The organism is Pseudarthrobacter sp. J1763, assembly GCF_050490295.1.
In the GTDB taxonomy this organism is placed as follows: domain Bacteria; phylum Actinomycetota; class Actinomycetes; order Actinomycetales; family Micrococcaceae; genus JBNPEO01.
Map to the genome: position 1 here is coordinate 14,571 of NZ_JBNPEN010000002.1, position 20,379 is coordinate 34,949.

The 20,379-nt window shown below is 58.9% G+C and carries 19 protein-coding genes and 1 riboswitch; of the genes, 10 read left to right on the forward strand and 9 right to left on the reverse strand.

Features of this window, described 5'->3' with window-relative positions:
• Window positions 1–103: 103 nt before the first annotated feature.
• Together ACQQCD_RS02075 and ACQQCD_RS02080 are read right to left on the reverse strand one after the other, a co-directional pair.
• Window positions 104–952, reverse strand: a complete 849-nt coding sequence (locus tag ACQQCD_RS02075) for a siderophore-interacting protein (protein WP_430266745.1) — start codon at window positions 950–952, stop codon at window positions 104–106.
• A gap of 29 nt (window positions 953–981) precedes the next feature.
• A complete protein-coding gene (locus ACQQCD_RS02080) occupies window positions 982–1,749 on the reverse strand; it encodes a uracil-DNA glycosylase (RefSeq protein ID WP_430266746.1) in 768 nt (255 codons plus the stop codon).
• A 127-nt stretch (window positions 1,750–1,876) separates the two neighbouring features.
• Between ACQQCD_RS02080 and ACQQCD_RS02085 the strand changes: the two genes are divergently transcribed.
• From ACQQCD_RS02085 to ACQQCD_RS02105, 5 genes are all read left to right on the forward strand, one after another.
• Window positions 1,877–2,248, forward strand: coding sequence for a DUF3263 domain-containing protein (locus ACQQCD_RS02085; protein ID WP_430266747.1), 372 nt, complete (start codon window positions 1,877–1,879; stop codon window positions 2,246–2,248).
• A 47-nt stretch (window positions 2,249–2,295) separates the two neighbouring features.
• Complete coding sequence (locus tag ACQQCD_RS02090) at window positions 2,296–2,943, forward strand: LytR C-terminal domain-containing protein (protein WP_430266748.1); 648 nt, start codon at window positions 2,296–2,298, stop codon at window positions 2,941–2,943.
• Window positions 2,944–2,964: 21 nt separating this feature from the next.
• Window positions 2,965–4,212, forward strand: coding sequence for an ABC transporter substrate-binding protein (locus tag ACQQCD_RS02095; RefSeq protein WP_430266749.1), 1,248 nt, complete (start codon window positions 2,965–2,967; stop codon window positions 4,210–4,212).
• A 246-nt stretch (window positions 4,213–4,458) separates the two neighbouring features.
• Window positions 4,459–6,087 (forward strand): chaperonin GroEL, encoded by a 1,629-nt coding sequence (gene groL / locus ACQQCD_RS02100; RefSeq protein WP_430266750.1) that lies wholly within the window; start codon window positions 4,459–4,461, stop codon window positions 6,085–6,087.
• Window positions 6,088–6,297: 210 nt separating this feature from the next.
• Window positions 6,298–7,299, forward strand: coding sequence for an RNase H family protein (locus ACQQCD_RS02105; RefSeq protein ID WP_430266751.1), 1,002 nt, complete (start codon window positions 6,298–6,300; stop codon window positions 7,297–7,299).
• 55 nt (window positions 7,300–7,354) lie between these two features.
• Here ACQQCD_RS02105 and ACQQCD_RS02110 read toward each other — a convergent pair whose 3' ends face one another.
• The 4 genes from ACQQCD_RS02110 to ACQQCD_RS02125 form a co-directional block, all read right to left on the reverse strand.
• On the reverse strand, window positions 7,355–7,645 hold the full coding sequence (locus ACQQCD_RS02110; protein ID WP_430266752.1) for a WXG100 family type VII secretion target: 291 nt from the start codon (window positions 7,643–7,645) through the stop codon (window positions 7,355–7,357).
• A gap of 103 nt (window positions 7,646–7,748) precedes the next feature.
• Window positions 7,749–9,197: a sensor histidine kinase gene (locus tag ACQQCD_RS02115; protein ID WP_430267018.1), complete on the reverse strand. Its 1,449-nt coding sequence runs from the start codon at window positions 9,195–9,197 to the stop codon at window positions 7,749–7,751.
• 12 nt (window positions 9,198–9,209) lie between these two features.
• On the reverse strand, window positions 9,210–9,920 hold the full coding sequence (locus ACQQCD_RS02120) for a response regulator transcription factor (RefSeq protein ID WP_430266753.1): 711 nt from the start codon (window positions 9,918–9,920) through the stop codon (window positions 9,210–9,212).
• Between the two features lie 77 nt (window positions 9,921–9,997).
• Window positions 9,998–10,624: a LysE/ArgO family amino acid transporter gene (locus ACQQCD_RS02125; RefSeq protein ID WP_430266754.1), complete on the reverse strand. Its 627-nt coding sequence runs from the start codon at window positions 10,622–10,624 to the stop codon at window positions 9,998–10,000.
• Between the two features lie 68 nt (window positions 10,625–10,692).
• Here ACQQCD_RS02125 and ACQQCD_RS02130 point away from each other — a divergent pair, with 68 nt between their 5' ends.
• Complete coding sequence (locus ACQQCD_RS02130; protein WP_430266755.1) at window positions 10,693–11,658, forward strand: LysR family transcriptional regulator ArgP; 966 nt, start codon at window positions 10,693–10,695, stop codon at window positions 11,656–11,658.
• Window positions 11,659–11,677: 19 nt separating this feature from the next.
• Here ACQQCD_RS02130 and ACQQCD_RS02135 read toward each other — a convergent pair whose 3' ends face one another.
• A complete protein-coding gene (locus ACQQCD_RS02135) occupies window positions 11,678–13,312 on the reverse strand; it encodes a DNA repair helicase XPB (RefSeq protein WP_430266756.1) in 1,635 nt (544 codons plus the stop codon).
• A 4-nt stretch (window positions 13,313–13,316) separates the two neighbouring features.
• Complete coding sequence (locus ACQQCD_RS02140; RefSeq protein ID WP_430267019.1) at window positions 13,317–15,794, reverse strand: helicase-associated domain-containing protein; 2,478 nt, start codon at window positions 15,792–15,794, stop codon at window positions 13,317–13,319.
• A 327-nt stretch (window positions 15,795–16,121) separates the two neighbouring features.
• Here ACQQCD_RS02140 and ACQQCD_RS02145 point away from each other — a divergent pair, with 327 nt between their 5' ends.
• Window positions 16,122–16,505: a cold-shock protein gene (locus ACQQCD_RS02145; protein WP_430266757.1), complete on the forward strand. Its 384-nt coding sequence runs from the start codon at window positions 16,122–16,124 to the stop codon at window positions 16,503–16,505.
• Between the two features lie 9 nt (window positions 16,506–16,514).
• The gene (locus tag ACQQCD_RS02150; protein WP_430266758.1) at window positions 16,515–17,012 is read left to right on the forward strand and encodes a DUF3027 domain-containing protein; all 498 of its coding nucleotides are present in this window, start codon (window positions 16,515–16,517) and stop codon (window positions 17,010–17,012) included.
• A 41-nt stretch (window positions 17,013–17,053) separates the two neighbouring features.
• Here ACQQCD_RS02150 and serC read toward each other — a convergent pair whose 3' ends face one another.
• Entirely contained in the window at window positions 17,054–18,184 is a 1,131-nt protein-coding gene (gene serC, locus ACQQCD_RS02155) for a phosphoserine transaminase (RefSeq protein WP_430266759.1), read from the reverse strand.
• Window positions 18,185–18,432: 248 nt separating this feature from the next.
• Here serC and ACQQCD_RS02160 point away from each other — a divergent pair, with 248 nt between their 5' ends.
• Both ACQQCD_RS02160 and ACQQCD_RS02165 read left to right on the forward strand, forming a co-directional pair.
• Window positions 18,433–19,128: a metal-dependent transcriptional regulator gene (locus ACQQCD_RS02160; protein ID WP_430266760.1), complete on the forward strand. Its 696-nt coding sequence runs from the start codon at window positions 18,433–18,435 to the stop codon at window positions 19,126–19,128.
• Window positions 19,129–19,250: 122 nt separating this feature from the next.
• Window positions 19,251–19,488: riboswitch (cyclic di-AMP (ydaO/yuaA leader) on the forward strand.
• Between the two features lie 3 nt (window positions 19,489–19,491).
• Window positions 19,492–20,316, forward strand: coding sequence for a M23 family metallopeptidase (locus ACQQCD_RS02165; RefSeq protein ID WP_430266761.1), 825 nt, complete (start codon window positions 19,492–19,494; stop codon window positions 20,314–20,316).
• The last annotated feature ends 63 nt before the right edge of the window (window positions 20,317–20,379 follow it).

A 20,379-nucleotide genomic window follows, 5' to 3' on the forward strand; every position in this document is an offset into this window, starting at 1 on the left:
AGCGAGTCAGAACTGTTTACTGACGCTCGGTCACCCGGTTCCCTGGAGGCTGTGGCACCCGGAAGGCCGGGGAGGTACGCGTCGACGGTTTAGGTATGGAGAGCTAGATCTTGCCTACTGGCGTTTTCTTCTCAGCCTGGAATTCATCTTCAACCCGACCCATGGCCCAGTACCCGGAGAGCGAGACTTGGCTACGTTCGAGCCCAAACTGGGTAAAGAGCACTGCCCGGAGGGACTTCATATAGCCGCGCTCGCCGTGTACAAAGGCGTAAACGCGAGCCTCGGGCAGTTGAATTCCACTCACGGCATTGATCAGCATGTCACTTGCCCCGGCCGGAATACCTTCGCGGAACAGCCACTGAACCTGAACGCCCTCTGGGGCATCAATAGCTTGCACGTCGGCTTGCGAGTTGACCTCCAAGACAGCCGCTCCCTTGGCGTCCCGGGGCAAGTATTCCAGAGCGGCTGAGATCGCCGGAACCGCAGCATCTTCGCCAGCAAATAAGTGCCATTCGGTATCCACCGCGGGGGAGTAGGCGCCGCCCGGGCCAGTGAAGACCAGTGCATCACCTGGCTGGGCGTCACGGGCCCACGGGCCAGCCAAGCCTTCGTCACCGTGAACCACAAAATCGATGGCGAGCTCTTGGGCAGCCTCATCAACCCACCGAATGGTGTACGTGCGTGTGAAGGGCCACTGCTCACGTGGAAAGTCTTCACGAATCTGCCACAGATCCAACGGCAAGGGGTACTCGATGCCACGCTGCGGGAAGGCGATTTTGATATAGCGATCAGTGAAGTCATTGTTCACAAATGAGGCGAACCCCGGGCCGCCAGCAATGATCCGTACCATGTGCTCGCTCAACGATTCCTTGCGCAAAACCTCCAGCGTTATTTGTGGCCGGCTCTTGGCAGGAGCGCTGGTGGACACGGGAGTTACCGGGTTTGAAGTCATGGATAAAGACTAGTCGGGGCGGCTGGGAGTTATGTCAGCTCCCAACTAACGGGCGCGGCACCCTGTAGTTCAAGCAATTCGTTCACCCGGCTAAAAGGCTTGGACCCAAAAAAGCCTCGGCTCGCGGACAATGGCGAGGGATGTGCGCTGACCACACTCGGGAACTCATTCACTAAAGGAAGAACCTGTTGAGCGTCTTTGCCCCACAGTACTGAAACCAGCGGCAAGGGGTGACCCAAGGCGTCCAGACGCGTGGCCAACGCAATCACTGCCGCCGTCGTAATTTCATCCCAGCCCAGCGAACGGTGTGAAGCGGCCGCCCCAGAACGTACTGTCAGGGTTCGGTTCAGGAGCAGTACACCTTGCCGGGACCAGCCGCTGAGGTCACCGTGAGCTGGAGGGTGGATGCCCAAGTCAGAGGAGAGTTCTTTATAGATGTTGTTCAGGCTCCGGGGGAGGGGGCGGACCGAGCCATTAACAGAGAAAGACAAACCCATCGCATGACCCGGGGTGGGATAGGGGTCTTGACCCACAATCAGGACTTTGACGTTCTCCAGTGGAAGCGCGAAGGCGGCAAAAACTGCGCTCGCTGCCGGGAGGACACTGCACGGGGCTGCGGCTTCCTCAGCTGCGAGACGCTCCAAAACTCGGCGCAAGGCCGGTTCAACCGGGGTCAAGGCGGGGACCCAGCTGCGATGAACCAATTCTTCCAAGGCTTGTGAACGGAGGTCCACATAGCTGGGACCGCTTTGGGCCGCTGTGGCAGGCAGTTCGAAGAGGGCTTCTGGATCACTCACCCGTCCATCTTGCACCACGTAGGTGCACTATCGCCCAAACGTGCTGACAGTGAGGAAGACACTCGAATGACATGGATGTAATTCGGTTCTAGTATGGAAGGAGCGTCGAACGGAAAGGGGCATCAGAATGTCTACTGCAGCGCAAGCAGCACCCGGCTATGGAACCGCCTCCGGACACGCCCAAACCGAGCCCAAAACTGGTGAACTCGGCACCGGTGAATCGTTCGAATTCGCACTCCGCTCTGACTCGGCCCTCAATGAGCGTGAACAGCAGATGCTGGCCCTCGAACGCCAGTGGTGGAAATATGCCGGAGCCAAAGAACAAGCCATTCGTGAACTCTTCGACCTCTCCGCAACGCATTACTACCAACTGCTGAATTCGCTCATCGACACTGAAGCGGCTCTGGCCCACGATCCCATGCTGGTCAAGAGATTGCGTAGACTAAGGACGTCACGTCAGAGGGCACGCACCGCCCGGCGCTTGGGGTCTGACGCATAAGTTTCGGGTCTCGCCCGGCTAGAACACCAGCAAGGACTCCGATAACCATGAGCAAATACCCGCGCGACGAATTTGATCGTGTCCCAGAATCCGCGGGCCGCCAGGGCGTCCACCGCGCCGCCGAATCCACACCACCGCGAGCAGCTCTCGCTCCTGTGTTGATCGCTGGCGCTGCCGCACTGTTGATTGGTCTTTTGGCTTACTTTGTGGTCCCGCAGATCACCGGCAAGCAAGTAGCGGCGAGCCCAAGTTCCAGCTCGCCAGCGAGCACAGCCAGCACAACCACCGCCCCGGCCGCTACATCACCAGCGAGCACAGGGCCAGCAACTACAGGGCCAGCAACTACAGCGCCGGCAACCACTGCGCCAGCTACTGAATCGGCGACGCCGAGCCAAACACCAACGCCCAGCGAGGCTGGCGAGGACAAAACTGTTCCCGTCTCGGTCTACAACGCCACGACAACCGCTGGACTTGGGGCGAGCGTAGGATCAAATCTTCAGAATAATGGCTGGACCTTGGGTGCGGTGGCCAACTGGCAGGGCGCACAGCAATCCACCTCGGTGATCTTCTACAACGGTGCCGTGCAGAAGGCCAACGCAGAGGCGCTGGGGAAGCTGCTGAATATTACTGTTCTGGTTGATACTCCGGACCTAGGGGAGCCTATTTCCGTTGTTTTGGGACCTGGGTTTCAGTAAACAATCGTGAGGATTTCAAGCATGAAGCGCAGCGTTGCCGTGATGATCGCCGGGTTGTTGGCCGCATCGGTGGCTGCCTGCTCGCCGAGCGGTGACAATGCGCGTACTGCCGATGTGCAAGCCAGCGGCGACGCCACCTTGCGGATTGGGCTCATTCTGGATAATTCAGGGAGCCAATCGTTCCTCAACGATTCTGCGCAAGCCGCTGTGAAACTTGCGGTCAAAGAGATCAATGATGCCGGTGGGCACAAGGGCAAAGACGTTGAACTTTTGCCGGTTTACCCCGGGCGGGACACAGCCGAACAGGCCCGCCGTATGGTTGAAGCCAAAGCAGACGCAGTGATTGGCCCCACCGATTCCTCGAACGTGGGACCGGCTGTGGATGTTCTGGCTAAAGCACATACGGTACTGATTTCCCCAGCCGCCACAGCCAACGCCCTCAGTACGTACAAGAGCAACGGTTACTTCTTCCGCACTATCGCCACGGACTCAGCGCAAGCACCAGTATTGGTCAAACTGGCCAAGGATGGTGGCGCGCACTCGGTGGCAGTGCTGCACGAAAAGAGTGACTACGGCAGCGATGTTGCCTCCGCTGTCTCGGCAGCGATCAAATCTGCAGGGCTCACTGAGAGCACAGTTGCAGAATTTGAACCCGGCGCCGCCGGGGAAGCCGTGAGCAAAATCGCCGAAGGTAAGCCAGACGCCGTCGTACTGATTGCTCGAAGCGGTGCCGACGGCGCTATCGCCGAACTGCACAACGCTGGGCTGAGCGGCAAAAAACTGGTGCTCGCCGACGGTGGCTTGGACAACTATGGTGACCGGATCGCCAAAGGTGCCCTTGAGGGGGCGAGTGTTTTGGTTCCCGGAGCCTTCCCGAGCGCCAAATTTCAAAGTGATCTTGTGGCTGTTGAACCGTCCCTCAAGGACATGAGTTTCGCCGCGGAAACCTATGATGCGGTGAATTTGGTGGCAATCGCCGCGGCCTCCGCACAGGACGACGCCGGTGCCTCCATCGCCGCGTCACTGATCGGCGTTTCTGGTCCAGGAGGTCCCAAAAACGATGGCAAAGCCACGGAGTGTAAGAACTACAAGGACTGCGCCGCGTTGCTGGCCAACGGCACTTCGGTGGATTACCAGGGCCAGTCAGGAACCGTGGGTTTTGATAGCCAAGGCGATGTGACCAGTGCTAATTTCATGGTCTTTGGCTTTGGTACGGACAACAAGCCCGTTTATCGTTCGCAAGAGACTGCTGGCAAAGCGTCCTCTTAAGGCGAACGGCCTTGCACTCTCACCCATGGAGTGCTAATTATTGAGTTAGCACTCCAGCACTTTGACTGCTAACCCGGTTTCGTGTGAATCGAGTTGCGTCAAGAGTTGGAGCAAGAGATAACACCTTGCAGGGTGAGGCTTTCGGTCTGCGGCATACAGAGGCCGTTAACGGGAGCCGTCCGTCGCGGGCACCACTGCTGAGGTTCCTTCACTCTTAACGACTGTCCCGAAAGGACTACTGCCGTTATGGCCAAGATCATTGCATTTGATGAAGAGGCACGCCGCGGTCTCGAGCGTGGATTGAACATCCTCGCCGACGCCGTTAAGGTCACCCTCGGCCCGCGTGGCCGCAACGTCGTGCTCGAAAAGAAGTGGGGCGCTCCCACGATCACCAACGATGGTGTTTCCATCGCCAAGGAGATCGAGCTGGACGACCCTTACGAGAAGATCGGCGCCGAGCTGGTTAAGGAAGTTGCCAAGAAGACGGATGACGTCGCTGGCGACGGTACCACCACGGCAACCGTTTTGGCTCAGGCTCTGGTCAAGGAAGGCCTGCGCAACGTTGCCGCTGGCGCTGACCCGCTGTCCCTCAAGCGTGGAATCGAGAAGGCTGTTGCGGCCGTCACCGAGGAACTGCTGGCTTCCGCTAAGGAAATCGAAACCAAGGAACAGATCGCAGCTACCGCCTCCATCTCCGCTGGCGACACCCAGATCGGCGAGCTCATCGCCGAAGCTCTGGACAAGGTCGGTAAGGAAGGTGTTATCACCGTTGAGGAGTCCAACACCTTTGGCCTAGAGCTCGAGCTCACCGAAGGTATGCGCTTCGACAAGGGTTACATCTCCGCTTACTTCGTCACCGACGCTGAGCGTCAGGAAACGGTTCTTGAAGACCCGTACATCCTGATCGTGAACTCCAAGATTTCCAACGTCAAGGATCTGGTTGCTGTCCTCGAGAAGGTCATGCAGTCCAACAAGCCGTTGCTGATCATCGCTGAAGACGTTGAGGGCGAGGCTCTGGCCACCCTGATCGTGAACAAGATCCGTGGCCTCTTCAAGTCTGTTGCCGTCAAGGCTCCGGGATTCGGTGACCGCCGCAAGGCTCAGATGGCTGACATCGCCATCCTGACCGGTGGCCAGGTTATCTCTGAAGAAGTTGGCCTCAAGCTTGAGACCGCTACTTTGGACCTCTTGGGTCAAGCACGCAAGGTTGTTGTTACCAAGGACGAGACCACCATTGTTGAAGGTGCCGGCGACGCCGACGCCATCGCAGGCCGCGTCAACCAGATCCGTTCCGAGATCGAGAACTCTGACTCTGACTACGACCGTGAGAAGCTGCAGGAACGTCTCGCCAAGCTGGCCGGCGGTGTTGCAGTTATCAAGGCTGGTGCAGCAACCGAAGTTGAGCTCAAGGAACGCAAGCACCGCATTGAGGACGCTGTCCGCAACGCGAAGGCTGCTGTTGAAGAAGGCATTGTTGCCGGTGGTGGTGTTGCCCTGATTCAGGCTGGCGCCAAGGCATTCGCAAACCTCAAGCTTGAAGGCGACGAGGCAACCGGTGCAAACATTGTCCGCGTTGCCATCGATGCCCCGCTCAAGCAGATCGCTTTCAACGCTGGCCTCGAGCCGGGCGTTGTTGTTGACAAGGTTCGCGGTTTGCCGGACGGCCACGGCCTGAACGCCGCAACCGGCGAATACGTTGACCTGCTTGCTGCTGGTGTAAACGACCCGGTAAAGGTAACCCGCTCTGCCCTGCAGAACGCGGCTTCCATTGCCGGCCTGTTCCTCACCACCGAGGCAGTTGTTGCCGACAAGCCTGAGAAGAACGCACCGGCTCCGGCTGGCGGCGACGACATGGGCGGTATGGGCGGCTTCTAGTCCCCAATAGCACTCAGCGTTAGTAACTCACGGCGCGTAACGCTCTGTTTAGCTAAACGCACGACGGCGGCTCTCACCACACGGTGGGGGCCGCCGTTGCCATGTCTCGCCATAGCTGGCCGGCGATAGTGGATCTACTAAGGGTGTGGGAACTGCCGCAAGTGCGAGTCAGTTGGGCGGCGCGGGCCGGGAGTCTGGCAGGATGGTCGAGTGACAATTACAGCTGCTGCCGACGGTTCGGCCCTTGGAAATCCCGGTCCCGCTGGATGGGCTTGGTACGTGGATGAGACTTGCTGGCGCGCCGGCGGTTGGCCGCACGGAACCAACAACCAGGGCGAGCTGATGGCTGTTCTGGACCTGTTCCGGTCCACAGCTCACCTTCCGGAAGAACCGCTGCGGATCCTGTGCGACAGCCAATACGTCATCAACTGCATCACCAAATGGATGCCGGGGTGGAAGCGAAAAGGTTGGCGCAAAGCAGACGGCAAAGCAGTCCTGAATGTAGAGCTCCTCAAGGACATTGACGCGGCTATTGTGGGCCGCAAATATTCTTTCGAATGGGTCAAAGGCCATGCTGGGCACGACCTCAACGAAGCCGCTGACGTGCGAGCCCGCGCAGTAGCAACCGCTTACCAAAACAAAACGACCGTTCCGTCCGGGCCAGGATTCAGTGGCGCTACGACGGCTGATCCAGCCAACGTTGACACAGCAACTACCGGTCCGACAGCGGATGAACCTACCAGCACGGCGGCCGAAGAAGTCCCTGCGGCGGACCAAAAAGTAACAGCCCGCTCGAACGATCTCCTGCAGGACGATCTTTTTAGCAGCCTCGAAGACAATCCCTTCGCTCCGGAATCGGCAAAACCGCAGGATATTGTGGTGGCTCAAGAGCGTGAACTGCTGGACCCAGCGGTCCGGGCAGATATTGGCCGCACTGGTTTGTTGCTCCACAAAGACTTCGAAGAAATTGGCGCCTCGGGCCGGTTGTGGTCCCGAGACGCCATGATCACTTCTTTAGAGGCTGAGGCGCCGGGGCAGATGAGCTTCGAGTTGTTGAGTGCAGAGTTACTCAACCCAACTACGGTGCTCGTGACGTACCGGACGCAAAGCAGAGACCAAGGCCGCGCCGTGGCCGCCCTGCGCAGCTCCATTTGGCTGCAAGTGGCCGGGCAGTGGCGACTCCGCTTCCACCAAGGCACGGTAGAAGCCTGAAAGCCCCGGAAGCCTGAAAGCCGCGGAAGCCTAAAACGTGTGGCAGCCCAACTTTCTAGTACGTAAAGCGCTGGGCGTTGTTGCTTTCAGTGTTGCCGTAGTTGGTGGCAGCAGTGGCTAGGGCTAGGTTGATCTGGGCCAGAGATGCCTCCACCTTGGCCTGAGTCATGGTCCACTCGGTGATGAGGGTCTGGAAATTGGTAGCTGCGTTGCCCTTCCAGGACATTTGCAGTTCATCGAGTCCGGATTTCATGGCTTTAACGTCTGCGCTGACCCGGTCTACGGTGGCTTTGACGTTGGCAGACTTGGACTGAAGAAGTTCGGTATCGACTGAGATGATGCTCATGGCGTTGCCTTTCTAACAAGGGTTCGGGCTGATGTTTCGAGCCTAGAGAACCCCGTGCCGTGCCCGCCATGGGCAAACCGAATATGTGGATAACTTCGCGAATTTAGTCTTCGGGATCCGTAATTGGAGCCGAATAGGGCAAGGAAATCCGCAAAGTGGCCCCGCCGCCGTCGGTTTCTAAAACCTCAACATGACCCAGATGGCTGCCCACAATCGCTGCCACAATGGCCAAGCCCAGACCACTGCCGCCGGTCTCACGGGTGCGTGAGGTGTCTGCACGGTAGAAGCGCTCAAAGATCTTTGGAGCTTCCTCAGGGGAGATTCCCGGCCCGTGGTCCCGCACCTCAATCACCGAGCGGCGAGTACCGTCGTCGGAGCTAAGAACTCCCACAGCAATCTGCAGTGGCGAACCCTCGGGGGTGTAACGCAAAGCGTTGCCTACCAGGTTGCTTACCACTTGGCGTAGGCGGCCTTCATCTCCGGAGACTGGCGCAGTAGTGGGGGCACCGCCGTCGAGCCCCACCAGGCTCACGTGGCGCTGCGGTGCCGCGGCAGACGTGTCCACCACAGCGTCATTACCCAGTAACAAAAGATCTACCGGGTTGGACTGAAATGGTCGCTGCTCATCCAAGCGAGCCAACGTCAAGAGGTCCTCAACCATGGCGCCCATTCGCTTGGCTTCGCTCTCGATCCGGCCCATCGCCGTGGATACGTCCTCCTCCGTGGAGAGGGCGCCGTGGCGGTACAGCTCGGAGAATCCGCGGATGGTCACCAATGGAGTCCGCAATTCGTGGGAGGCATCTGCTGCGAAGCGACGCATCCTAGATTCGGAAGCCGTTCGGGCTGCAAAAGCAGCCTCAATATGCGCGAGCATGGCATTGAGGGAGCCAGCCAAGCGGCCCACTTCAGTACCGCCATTCTCAATCTCCACACGCCGCGAAAGATCGCCTGAGGCAATAGCTGCTGCGGTTTTCTCCACACGAGCCAATGGCCGGAAGGACCTGGTCACGGTCCACGTGGCGATGAAAAAGGCCAGCACCACACTGAGCAAACTCACACCCACCACCACAAAGGCGGCGTGTTCCATTACCTCGTCCACCGGTTGCATGGGCAACCCCAGGACAACCACGGCGCTCGCCCCGCCGCGGTCAACGGCCTGGACTGCAACAACTCGCCAGTTGTGGTTGTCCGAGCCCTGCGCCTCGAACGGTTTTTTGTTTCGTGCAGCAGCCTCGTCCGGTGAGATTGATGCGATGTTGGGGTGGCCAGCTTGGCTGGCGCCGGCGTAGTACGGTGGTTCCCCTGACCGCAAGATGATCACCGAGTAGTCCGTGGGGCCCACCGTGCTTCCGGTAGTCAGCTGTCCAAAGGAGCCCTGTTTCTCGGCCAAGCTCACGGCAGCCGTGAGCCGGTCATCAACTTGGGTCTGGAGGTAGCTGCGCAACAGGGAGAGCGTCACGGCTCCCGTGACTGCCAGGGCAATCAACATCAAACCCATCATGATCGCGATGAGCTGGGAGCGGAGCGAGGCTACTTTCCAGCGCCGAAAAATGGTGGGCAAAACTCAGCGCTTCTCAGCCGTTCGCAACACGTACCCCACACCGCGTTTGGTCTGGATGAGGGCAGCGGCGTCTGGGTCAATGTCCACCTTGCGGCGCAGATAGGAGATGTAGGACTCCACGATCGAGGCGTCCCCGTGAAAGTCGTATTCCCAAACGTGGTCAAGGATCTGGGACTTGGACAACACCCGGTTGGGGTTGAGCATCAAGTAGCGCAAGAGCTTGAACTCGGTGGGGGAGAGTTCAATGTTGGTGCCACCGCGGCGCACTTCGTGGGCGTCGTCGTCGAGCTCTAAATCATCCACACGGATGATCGCGTCGTCTTCGAGCAGCGGCTGGGTGCGGCGGAGTACGGCGCGGATCCGGGCTACTACTTCGTCCAGGCTGAAGGGCTTAGTGACGTAGTCATCCCCGCCCACGGTCAGGCCCGTGACTTTGTCTTCGGTATCGTCCTTGGCGGTGAGGAACAGAACCGGGAAGTGGCGGCCCTGTGCGCGCAAGCGGCGGGTGACAGTGAATCCGTCCATGTCCGGCAGCATAACGTCCAGGACGGCGAGGTCCGGGTTGTGTTCTTCGGCAGCGGCGAGGGCTTCGCGGCCGTTGGCGGCAGCAATAACCTCAAACCCAGCGAAGCGAAGCGAAGTGGAGAGCAGTTCCCGAATGTTGGGTTCGTCGTCCACAACCAGCAGTTTGGCCTCCGGCCCATTTTTCTTCATCTACACATGGTGCTCCCAGTTTCTGGGAGTTTTCTGGATGCTGGGTGTGAGTTATCCGTGCCTTGGCCCGGCGTGGGTTACGCCCCCAATGCTGTGATGATTCCGATGCTGGCCATAACTATCGCGATCAGCCCATCCAGCACACGCCATGCAGCTGGCTTGGCGAAGATTCCGCGTAAAAATCGGGCGCCGTATCCCAAGCTGGAGAACCATAGGATGCTGGCCAGGATGGCGCCGGCGCCGAACCACCATTGCGTTCCGGGTGCTTGGGAATTGGCGATGGTTCCAAGCAGCACCAGAGTGTCCAGATAGACGTGGGGGTTCAGCCACGTCAGGGCCAAAATAGTGGCCAGACTGGCCAGCAATCCGCTGCTTGCCGGTGGTCCGTTGTTAATGTTCAGTGCTTGCGGCGCCAGTGCTCGGCGCGCTGCCATGACGGCGTAACAGAGCAGGAACGCGGCACCCACATAACGGAGTACGACGACGAGGGCCGGCACCGCGTTGATAACGACTCCCGTACCCATCACCCCAGCCGCGATCAAAATCGCGTCAGAAAGTGCACACACAACAACGATGGGACCAACGTGACGTCCCAAGATTCCTTGGCGCAGCACAAAAGCATTTTGGGCGCCGATGGCAACAATCAAGGCTAAGCCGGTGCCCAGACCAAGGGCTGCGGCATGGAAAATTTCGGGTGCGTTCACAGTTCAAAGGTAGGTTCACTGGATAACTAAGGCCAGCTAATGTTTCTTATGCACCGTAAGCTGTGCTTATGAGTCGCTTTGCTGCTGAACAATTAGAAACCTTCGCCGCGGTCCTCTCGGAAGGCACCTTGGACGCAGCCGCGCGGACACTGCACATTACGCCGTCGGCCGTTTCCCAACGCCTCAAGTCTCTTGAACACGCGGCGGGGCGTGTTCTGCTGCAACGTAGTAACCCTGTCCGTGCCACCGAGGCGGGCGAGGTGGTGTTGCGCTTGGCCCGCCAAAGCGCCCAGCTCGAGCTCGACGCTGCCACAGCGCTGGGCCTGCCGGGGGAGAAATCCGGCCAAAACCTGCCTCTAGTTGTGAACGCCGATTCCCTCGCAGTGTGGTTCCTCAAGGCACTGGCCAGGGTCCCGCGCGAGCTGCAGGTGACATTTGATATTCACCGGGACGACGAACAACACTCCACCGATTTGCTGCGCTCCGGAACGGTGATGGCCGCTGTGACGGCAACCCCTCACGCGGTGCAAGGCTGCAGCGTGCAAGGCCTGGGTGTGATGCGCTATTTGCCCGTTGCCTCCCCGAATTTTGTTGCCCATTGGCTTCCTGATGGAGTCAACGCCCAGTCTCTGACGGCAGCCCCCGCCGTGGACTACGACCGCAAAGACAAGTACCAGCAGCAGTTCCTGACAACGTTGGGCCCAGTAACGGTGGGCTCAGTAACGTTGGAGTCAGAGGGACAGACAGACACCGGGGAATCAGCTCAAGCACCAGCTCAACCAGCCGGCCCCCGGCATCACGTACCCGCCACCCAAGACTTTGCTGACGCGATCCGGTTGGGGCTTGGTTGGGGGCTCATTCCTGAGCAACAGTGCGGGCCTGACCTTGCCAACGGGACGTTAGTGGAGCTTCGGCCGGGGCACGTTTTTGACGTGCCGCTGTATTGGCAACGGTGGAGGATATCCTCCACCGTGCTGGACATTTTGAGTGAGACCGTCCGCCAAACTGCTGCCGAAATCCTGAGACCTATCTAGGCGTCGTGCCTTTGCTGAACTAGACGTCCTTCGCATCCAGAATTCGGTAGGCATACCCTTGCTCGGCTAAAAACCGTTGACGTTTCGCCGCAAAGTCTTGGTCCAAGGTGTCCCGGGCCACGAGCGTGTAAAAGCGAGCTGTCCGGCCATCCTTTTTAGGACGCAGGAGGCGGCCTAACCTTTGGGCTTCTTCTTGCCGAGACCCAAAGGAACCTGAGACTTGGATGGCCACGGAAGCCTCGGGAAGGTCGATCGAAAAGTTTGCCACCTTCGAAACCACCAGAGTCTGAACTTCACCCGCACGGAACGCATCAAAAAGCCGCTGACGTTCTTTGACGGCGGTATCGCCCTTGATTAGTGGCGCATCCAAAAGCGTGGAAATCTCTTCCAACTGATCCAAATACTGTCCAATGACCAGCAGCTGATCGCCTTGATGGGCCGCGACTAAGGACGCCACTACAGCGGTTTTGGACTCCGACGTGGCGCACAAACGGTACTTATCCGCGTCCTCGGCCATGGCATAAGCCATGCGCTCGTCCCGCGGCAGATCAACCCGAACCTCCACACAATCGGCCGGCGCAATGTAACCCTGCGCCTCAATGTCCTTCCACGGGGCGTCATAGCGTTTAGGCCCAATCAGCGAGAACACTTCACCTTCTCGCCCGTCCTCACGGATGAGCGTCGCTGTCAGGCCAAGACGGCGCCGCGCCTGAAGGTCTGCAGTCATACGAAAGATTGGGGCGGGCAACAAATGGACCTCGTCATAAATAATGAGGCCCCAGTCTTTGCCATCCACCAGTTCCAAGTGAGGATAGATTCCACCGCGTTTGGTGGTGAGGATCTGGTAGGTAGCAATGGTCACTGGCCGCACCTCTTTGACCGAACCCGAATACTCACCAATTTCAGCCTCGGTGAGTGATGTGCGTTTGAGCAGCTCATCTTTCCACTGGCGTGCCGAGACGGTATTTGTCACCAATATAAGTGTGGTGGTGGAACTAGTGGCCATGGCCGCGGCACCCACCAAGGTTTTCCCAGCACCACACGGAAGGACGACGACGCCGCTGCCGCCAGCGAAGAAGTTTTCCGTGGCCATCTTTTGGTACGGGCGCAGCGTCCAGCCGTCTTCGTTAAGCATGATCGGGTGCGGCGTGCCATCCACATAGCCAGCAAGGTCTTCGGCTGGCCAACCGATCTTGAGCAATAGTTGTTTGAGTTGGCCACGTTGTGAGGAATGAACCACCACGGTCTCCCCGTCAATGCGCGGCCCCAAGAGCGGCTCAACCTTTTTAGCCCGGATAACTTCTTCCAAAACCGGGTAATCGTTGGTGCGCATCACTAAACCGTGTTGCGGGTCCTTTTCAATCCGGAGCCGCCCGTAGCGGGACATCGTTTCTTCAACGTCAACTAACAAGGAATGCGGCACGGGGAAGCGCGAATACTTTAACAAGGTGTCCAAAACTTGTTCGGCATCAATGCCAGCGGCGCGAGCGTTCCATAAACCGAGCGGCGTGAGCCGGTAGGAGTGAACGTGTTCTGGAGCGCGTTCCAACTCGGCAAAGGCGGCAATGGCATGACGAGCTTCGGTAGCGAGCTCGTGATCTACTTCCAACAGGATGGTTTTATCACTTTGAACAATCAGGGGTCCGTCATTCACGCCGCTACTTTTCCTCCAACAGTTCAACATCCACCACGCGGTGAATGGACAAAACGCGTTCAGTTTCTTTAGCCGGGTCAAACACGCGTACACGCCCGCCGCTGATCGAGACTGGCAGGAGTATTTCCACTCGGGAATTACCTGTGCTGTCCACAATGTTCATGGACACCATTACTTTCAACCGGATTGCTTGGTGCAGTATTTCCAAACTCAGCTCTGGTGCCATGGCTGCGGCGCTGGGCGGCGTGTTAGCTGGTGAGTGGAGGCGGTGGCCACGTAAGAGCGCAACTTGGGCTTCGACGTCGGCCGTGTCCGGTACGCCAGACGGCGCGGTGTAGCTTGGCATTCGGCTCGCTGAAGTCTGGAATGGTCGGTTCCGCGCGGCAGCAGTTGGCTCGGGATCCAGCGTGGGGGACAACCCCATTTCCCGCAAAGAAGCAGCTAAAACGCGTGGCGCCGCGGTACTGGTGATCACGGTTGGTGCCAGCCGGGAAAGGCCCAAATGCTGGAGCCTAGGCTCGTTCATCAACTGCGTGAGGGCCTGTTCGTCGTTGCTGGAAATGATGCTTGAATGGTGGCCGATCCGCAGCTGCCCATGCCGGGATGCTGTGTCCTCGATCAGATACCGAAGGGGCTGTGGAATGTCCGTGGCCGAATGCTGGGCCAAGAATTCGAGGAGGCTGGCAGCGTCATCTCCAGCATCGAGTGCCCGGCGGATAGATTCGGTGGAGAAACGGTAAGTGCTTGCCGGGCCTTGCCCTTCTGGGTCAGTCATCTGCCGCAAACGTTCGCTCAGCTGTGGGGTCAAATATCCCGGTGCTACGGCTGTCATATCGCCTTGCAAGAGAATGTGCTCCACTGGCGCTGGCAAGTGCTCGCTTAAGGTATCCACGGCATCCGCAGCAGCATCGGCTTGGCCTGAGGCAACGGCTGCACCTAAGGGTGTCAGTGCGCCCGAACCCATCAGGCCCAGCGCAGCAGCCTCCTCAAGAATGCCTGGTACTAGCTTGCTAAATCGGCGTGAGAGCCGCGGTTGTGAGAATTGCGAACGTTCAAGGATGGCGGCAGCATCGATGACCGGGGCAGTGGCGGGGTCGACGGTGCCAGCCTCGGCGCTGGTTGATTCGGCGGTCAGTTCTAGGAGTAATTCAAGGACCCGCGCCCGGATGGCCGGAGCATCGGCACGGTGGGCTTCGGCGGAGAGGACGTTCACCACGGCATTCCCGCCGGAGGCGCTAGACCCCCGGCCACCCGGGACTGGCTGACCAACCAACGAGGAGGCGCGCTCATTGGTGAGCCAGGCGGTGACCAACCACATCCACTGTTCTTGGTGCGGTAATCCCAGCCATTCGCTGGCATCGGGCACCCAAGTGGAGGTGTCCACGTCCAATCGAATCAGCCCTGCGGCGGCGCACAGTTCCACCACAAAAGCGGCCTCTGAGAATTCAGTGCCGAGCCCATCAACAATGCGCTTCATTTCGCGTACACCCACCCCGCCTGAACGCAGTGTGGCCAAAGTTTGTTTATCCATTAGCAGCAGTGCTTCACGGCATAAGCGCAAAGTGTTTTCAATGGCACCCAGAGCCGCATTACGTCTGCGTAGCACCGAAGTGGCGGGCAACGTTGGTGCTGGCGCCTCAAGCAGGAAGTTCTCCACGATTTTTCCACCCCGAAGAGCCAGGCCAACACTGCGTGGCAGCTCAACGTGTTCAGCATCGAGAGGTACCAAAAGCCCATGGGCCAGCAGCCAGTCCACCGGACCTTCAAGAGTGTGAGGGTGGGCAAGGCTGACGGTTCGCTGCGCTCGTGGGACAGCACCCATGGCCCAATCACCAAAGCGGGCCAAAAGCTCTTGAGTGCGTTCAGGGGCTCCGCGAAGTAGTGCCGCCACGGATTCGGCTTGTTCGCTGCGATGCTGCAGCAGGAGGGCAGCATCCATGGGGGTACTGCCTTGGGAGGTAGTTATCCCGGCAGTATGGAGCTCTTTGGCAATGATCACTGCGCGAGGACCAAAAGAGGGCAAAAGGCGCGCAAGCTCGGTATAGCTGCGGCCCAAACCAGCGGGGTAAATTCCAATAACGTGATGCAGTGAGGACACCGGCAGGACATAGTGGTGGCCAGGCTGAGCTGTCTCCGGTGGGGTTGCCCGGTGAATAAGTGCGAGCTTTTGCAATGTGCCCAAGATGCGTTCAATGGCCACAAGTGTGCCGCCGTTGATAAACCGTTTGAGTTCCCGGGCTGAGGCGCCGTGCCCAGTGTCCGTGTTGGTGATCAAGTAAAGCGTCTCAAGGACTTGGAGCTGTGGCCGGTTCAGGCGTTCCAAGGCCCGCTGGACGCTGACCCGGGCGCAGGCTCGAGCGGCCAAAGCGGCAAAATCCGGCACGGTGGGCGAGATCAGATCGGGGCGTTCGGTAAAGAGTGCACGCAGCTCTAGATCGGAGCGTGCTGCTAGCTGTTCACGCAATAACAGGATTGAGGACATCACCGTGGCAAGCACCCAGCAAGGTAGGCGGTCAAAGGAAGTTTTGCCGCCAGAAAAGTGGCGCGCGGGCAGCCCCATAACAGTTTCACGGACGGGAGCTTGGACATACAGCAACGCTAACAGTGCACCTCGCCGCCACAAAGCATGGGATAAGCTCCCGGGCAGGATAATCTAGAGGGATATAGACCAACATGTTGAGGCCCTGCGCCACGATGCCTTGAACGCTGAAGTACCCGGTTGCGACTACGCACGGACCCGCTGGCATCGGCTGAGCGAACTCAGTGGCCCAACATGAACTGAACTGCAAGAACGAACGAGGTAGATGAAGTGCCCACCGGCAAAGTGAAGTGGTACGACAAAGATAAAGGTTTCGGATTCTTGGCCTCTGACGATGGCCAAGAAGTCTACGTTGCTGCCAACGTTCTCCCAGCTGGCGTAACGGAGCTGCGCCCGGGGACCCGCGTTGAATTTGGTGTGGCTGATGGCCGCCGTGGCGCTCAGGCGCTGGGTGTCCGCGTTTTGGACAAGGCACCTTCCATTGCCAAGGCCAAGCGCACCAATGCCCGTGACCTGGCCCCCTTGGTTCAAGATCTGGTGAGCGTTTTGGATAACCTCTCCGGAACTCTGGCCGCCGGTAAGTACCCAGAAGGCAACAGCGCCAAGGCCATCGCTACCGCACTGCGCAAGGTCGCAGACGAGCTGGACGCTTAGGCCTCGCTGATGACTGCTACCAATAGCGCCATTCCTGTGTGGCGGGTGGGCAAGCCGGATGCTTTTTTGGCTGATGCCGTGGACTTTGCCCGCGAAGCCATCGCCGGGATTACCGATTCGGCCAGCATCGGCGCTCATCTGGGCGCCAAGCGTGAAGGCGAACGGTTGGTGACCCACCTTTTTGAGTCCAAGCTTGCCGGTTATGGAGGGTGGCAGTGGTATGCCGTTCTCACCCGAATCTCGCGTTCCAAGGTGGTGACAGTCTGCGAGTTAGGTCTGTTGCCGTCCGCAGATTCCATTTTGGCGCCTGATTGGGTGCCGTGGGCTGAGCGTGTTCGCCCAGAGGATCAGCGCGAGGACGAAGCGGAGAACTCGGACCAGGTTCAGGAAACCGCTTCTGAGATTGCAACTGATTCTGAGGGGGAGGACGAGGACAACAATGACGAGTCAGACAAAGCTTCGGCCGAGCCTGACGATTCCGAAGAGATCGCAGACCCGGCCGAATAACTGTGGCTAGCTAAGCCACAGCGGTTAAACCACGCTGGTGATTAGCCGCGCATTTGAGCTACCACGTAGTCGATGCATGCTGTCAGCGCGCTGACATCCTCGGGATCGATTCCCACGAAGGTGGCCACGCGCAATTGGTTACGGCCCAATTTGCGGTAGGGCTCGGTGTCCACGATTCCGTTGGCGCGCAGTGTCTTGGCAAGAGCTGCAGCATCGATGGAATCGTCGAAGTCGATCGTGGCAATCACATTCGAGCGGTCTTCGGCTTTTGCCACAAACGGAGTGGCAAAGTCCGAGGCCAGCGCCCAGTCATAAATGCGCGACGCCGAATCAGCGGTACGTGCCGAAGCAAAGTCGAGCCCGCCCTCGGCATTGAGCCACTGAACTTGAGCGTCCAAGGTCACCAAAGTCGTCAACGACGGCGTGTTGTAAGTCTGGTTCAGGCGCGAGTTATCGATCGCGGTCTGAAGGTCCAAAAAGTCCGGAATCCAGCGTCCCGACTTTTTGATCCGCTCGGCTCGTTCCAGCGCGGCGGGAGAGAACAACCCAAGCCACAATCCGCCGTCGGACGCGAAGTTTTTCTGCGGGGCGAAGTAATAAACGTCAGCCTCTGAAACGTCCACCGCGAGGCCACCAGCAGCGGAAGTAGCGTCAATTAACACAAGTGAGCCATCATCGGCGCCGGCAACACGCTGCACCGGGGCAGCAACACCGGTGGAGGTTTCGTTTTGCGGCCACGCATAAACATCCACGCCAGCCTCAGCGGCGGCAACCGGGCGAGTGCCGGGAGTCGACGAGATGATCGAGGACTCAGCCAAGAACGGTGCCTTGTTGGTGGCCGAGGCAAATTTGGAGCCGAACTCACCGAAAGTCAAGTGCTGTGCCTTGTTCTCTACAAGGCCAAAGCTTGCGATGTCCCAGAATGCTGTGGAGCCACCAACGCCCAACACCACCTCATAGTCAGCCGGGGCCTTGAAGAAGCTGTGCAAGCCCTCCTGGACCGAGCGCACCAAGTTCTTGACCGGTGCTTGGCGGTGCGAGGTACCTAGGATGGTTGACCGAACTGCGGACAGAGCGTCAATTTGCTCCGAACGCACCTTGGACGGTCCGGCACCAAAACGGCCATCTTTGGGTAGGAGATCGGCGGGGATAGTGATGCTGCTGTTGCTCACAGAGGCTCCAATAGTTGTACTCAGCTGGGCCGGCGTGGCTACCGCGTTGTGGAACCAGCCGTCTGCCTATTGTGCCGGAGTGGCGGGCTTAGACCGAAGTCGGGTGACGCAAATTCCATGAAGTGAGACTCTTTTGGACTTCTACAGGGCATTATTCGGAGTGATTCCAAATAAGCTAAGCTACACATGGACCTGCGGCGGCGCCAAGGGCCACAGAGCTGGAAAGCGTTCGCGAGGAGTTGAGCTGAGTGACCGATCTCATCGATACAACCGAAATGTATCTTCGGACCATTTTGGAACTTGAAGAAGAGAAGATCGTGGCTCTCCGGGCCCGCATTGCTGAACGTCTGCGCCACTCCGGCCCCACGGTCTCGCAAACCATTGGCCGTATGGAACGCGATGGCCTAGTAGTTGTCTCCGGCGATCGACACTTGGAACTCACCGACTTGGGCCGTGCGCGGGCCACAGCAGTGATGCGTAAACACCGTTTGGCCGAACGTCTCCTCGCGGACGTGATTGGCCTCGAATGGGCCTATGTGCACGAGGAAGCCTGCCGTTGGGAACACGTGATGAGTGAGCGTGTAGAACAGCGAATCTTTGAGCTGTTGGAACACCCCACCGTTTCGCCGTACGGCAATCCCATACCCGGCCTCGAGCAATTGGGAGGGCAAGCAGGTTCGGCGTTTACCGATGGAGTGGTCTCCATGCTGGACGCCATGGAGGACTACGGTAGCGATTCCACTGTCACGGTAAGCCGCTTGGCAGAACCCATCCAGGTGGAACCGGAACTTTTGCAGCAACTCGAAGAGGGCGGCATTGGCCCCGGAGTAGTTGTCAGCTTGGAACGCGTTGGCGAATACATTTCGGTCCGAGTTGCAGGCATTGAGGGAGCGCTCGAATTGCCGCCCGAAGTGGCATCCCACGTTTTTGTCTCACTCAGCTAACAACGCTGGGCTGTAGGACAACCCTTGAGTTACCCACAGTTTAGATAACGGAATTGTTACTGTGGGCCGTGCGACCGTATAGTTAATGAGTAACGCTGAGACATGAGCGTTACCTGATCCGGCGCCAAACTCTGCCAACGGACCAGTATTTTGTCCGCACATGGCAGAGGTGGGGGAACCACTTACTGGCGGCTTCGCAGCCGCCTTGGGGTGAAGTCCGTGCCAAAACCGAAGGAAACATAGACGACGCCGGCAACGGTCCGTCGTCGTACTTTTACTTCTGTTTTGAACTACGGGCCGGGTCTAGATCTCTCTGACTCGAATCCGACAGCTAACTCCGCAGGCGTTTACGAGAGGGAAGACTTGACCATCGAGAACGCTCGCGGCCGCCGCCGCGCTACGGCACCGGCCGTCCCCACCGCGCCATCCGCGTTGGATGCGGCACCCCGGCAAGTACGGCGTCACGCAGCGACTCGAAAAAGCGCCCTCCGTCAGTTCGCTGATCTCGCAACTGCCACCGGGGTAGCTCAAAAAGCTGGGCTTGTGCTCGGCGCAGCAGGTCTTGCTCTGGCAGTATCCTTCCCCACAACTTCAGGCCCCTTGGCCGCAGAATCCATGGGTTCCGCAGCCCCGGCGGCGGCAGTAGTAGCCGCGCCGCAGGTTGCCGTTACCGCCGATTCAGGCGCAAAAATCAGCTTCAGCCGCAGCACCGTAACAAGTACCGTAGACCCAGACGCTAGGCTCAAGCAGCTTCTCGGCGCGCAGTCAGCGGGCAAAATAACGCCGGCAGCAGCTAAGGGAAGCTTGGGTGCACCGCTGGACACACTGGTCCAGGCGTCGCCCTTTGGTTACCGGGTTAATCCGATTACTGGCGGCATGGGTGAGTTCCACCGCGGCCAAGACTTTGTAGCGCAGTGCGGTACGGCCGTGCATGCAGCAGCCAGCGGCAAAGTAACTTTCGCCGGCTGGCACCCCTATGGTGGCGGAAACCGTGTGGTTATTGATCACGGAAACGGTTTAGAAACCACGTATAACCACCTCTCCTCGATCAGCGTCACCGTTGGTCAGCAGCTAACGCGCGGAGAAGTTCTTGCCCTCAGCGGCACCACGGGCGCTTCTACCGGTTGCCACCTTCACTTTGAAGTAATGGTGAACGGTGACGTTGTAGATCCCGAGGGATGGCTCTAAGCCCTGCCCCCAGTGGCTTGTCATATCGAAGGTCCCCGTCGTGACCTGAACGTGACATTTGAT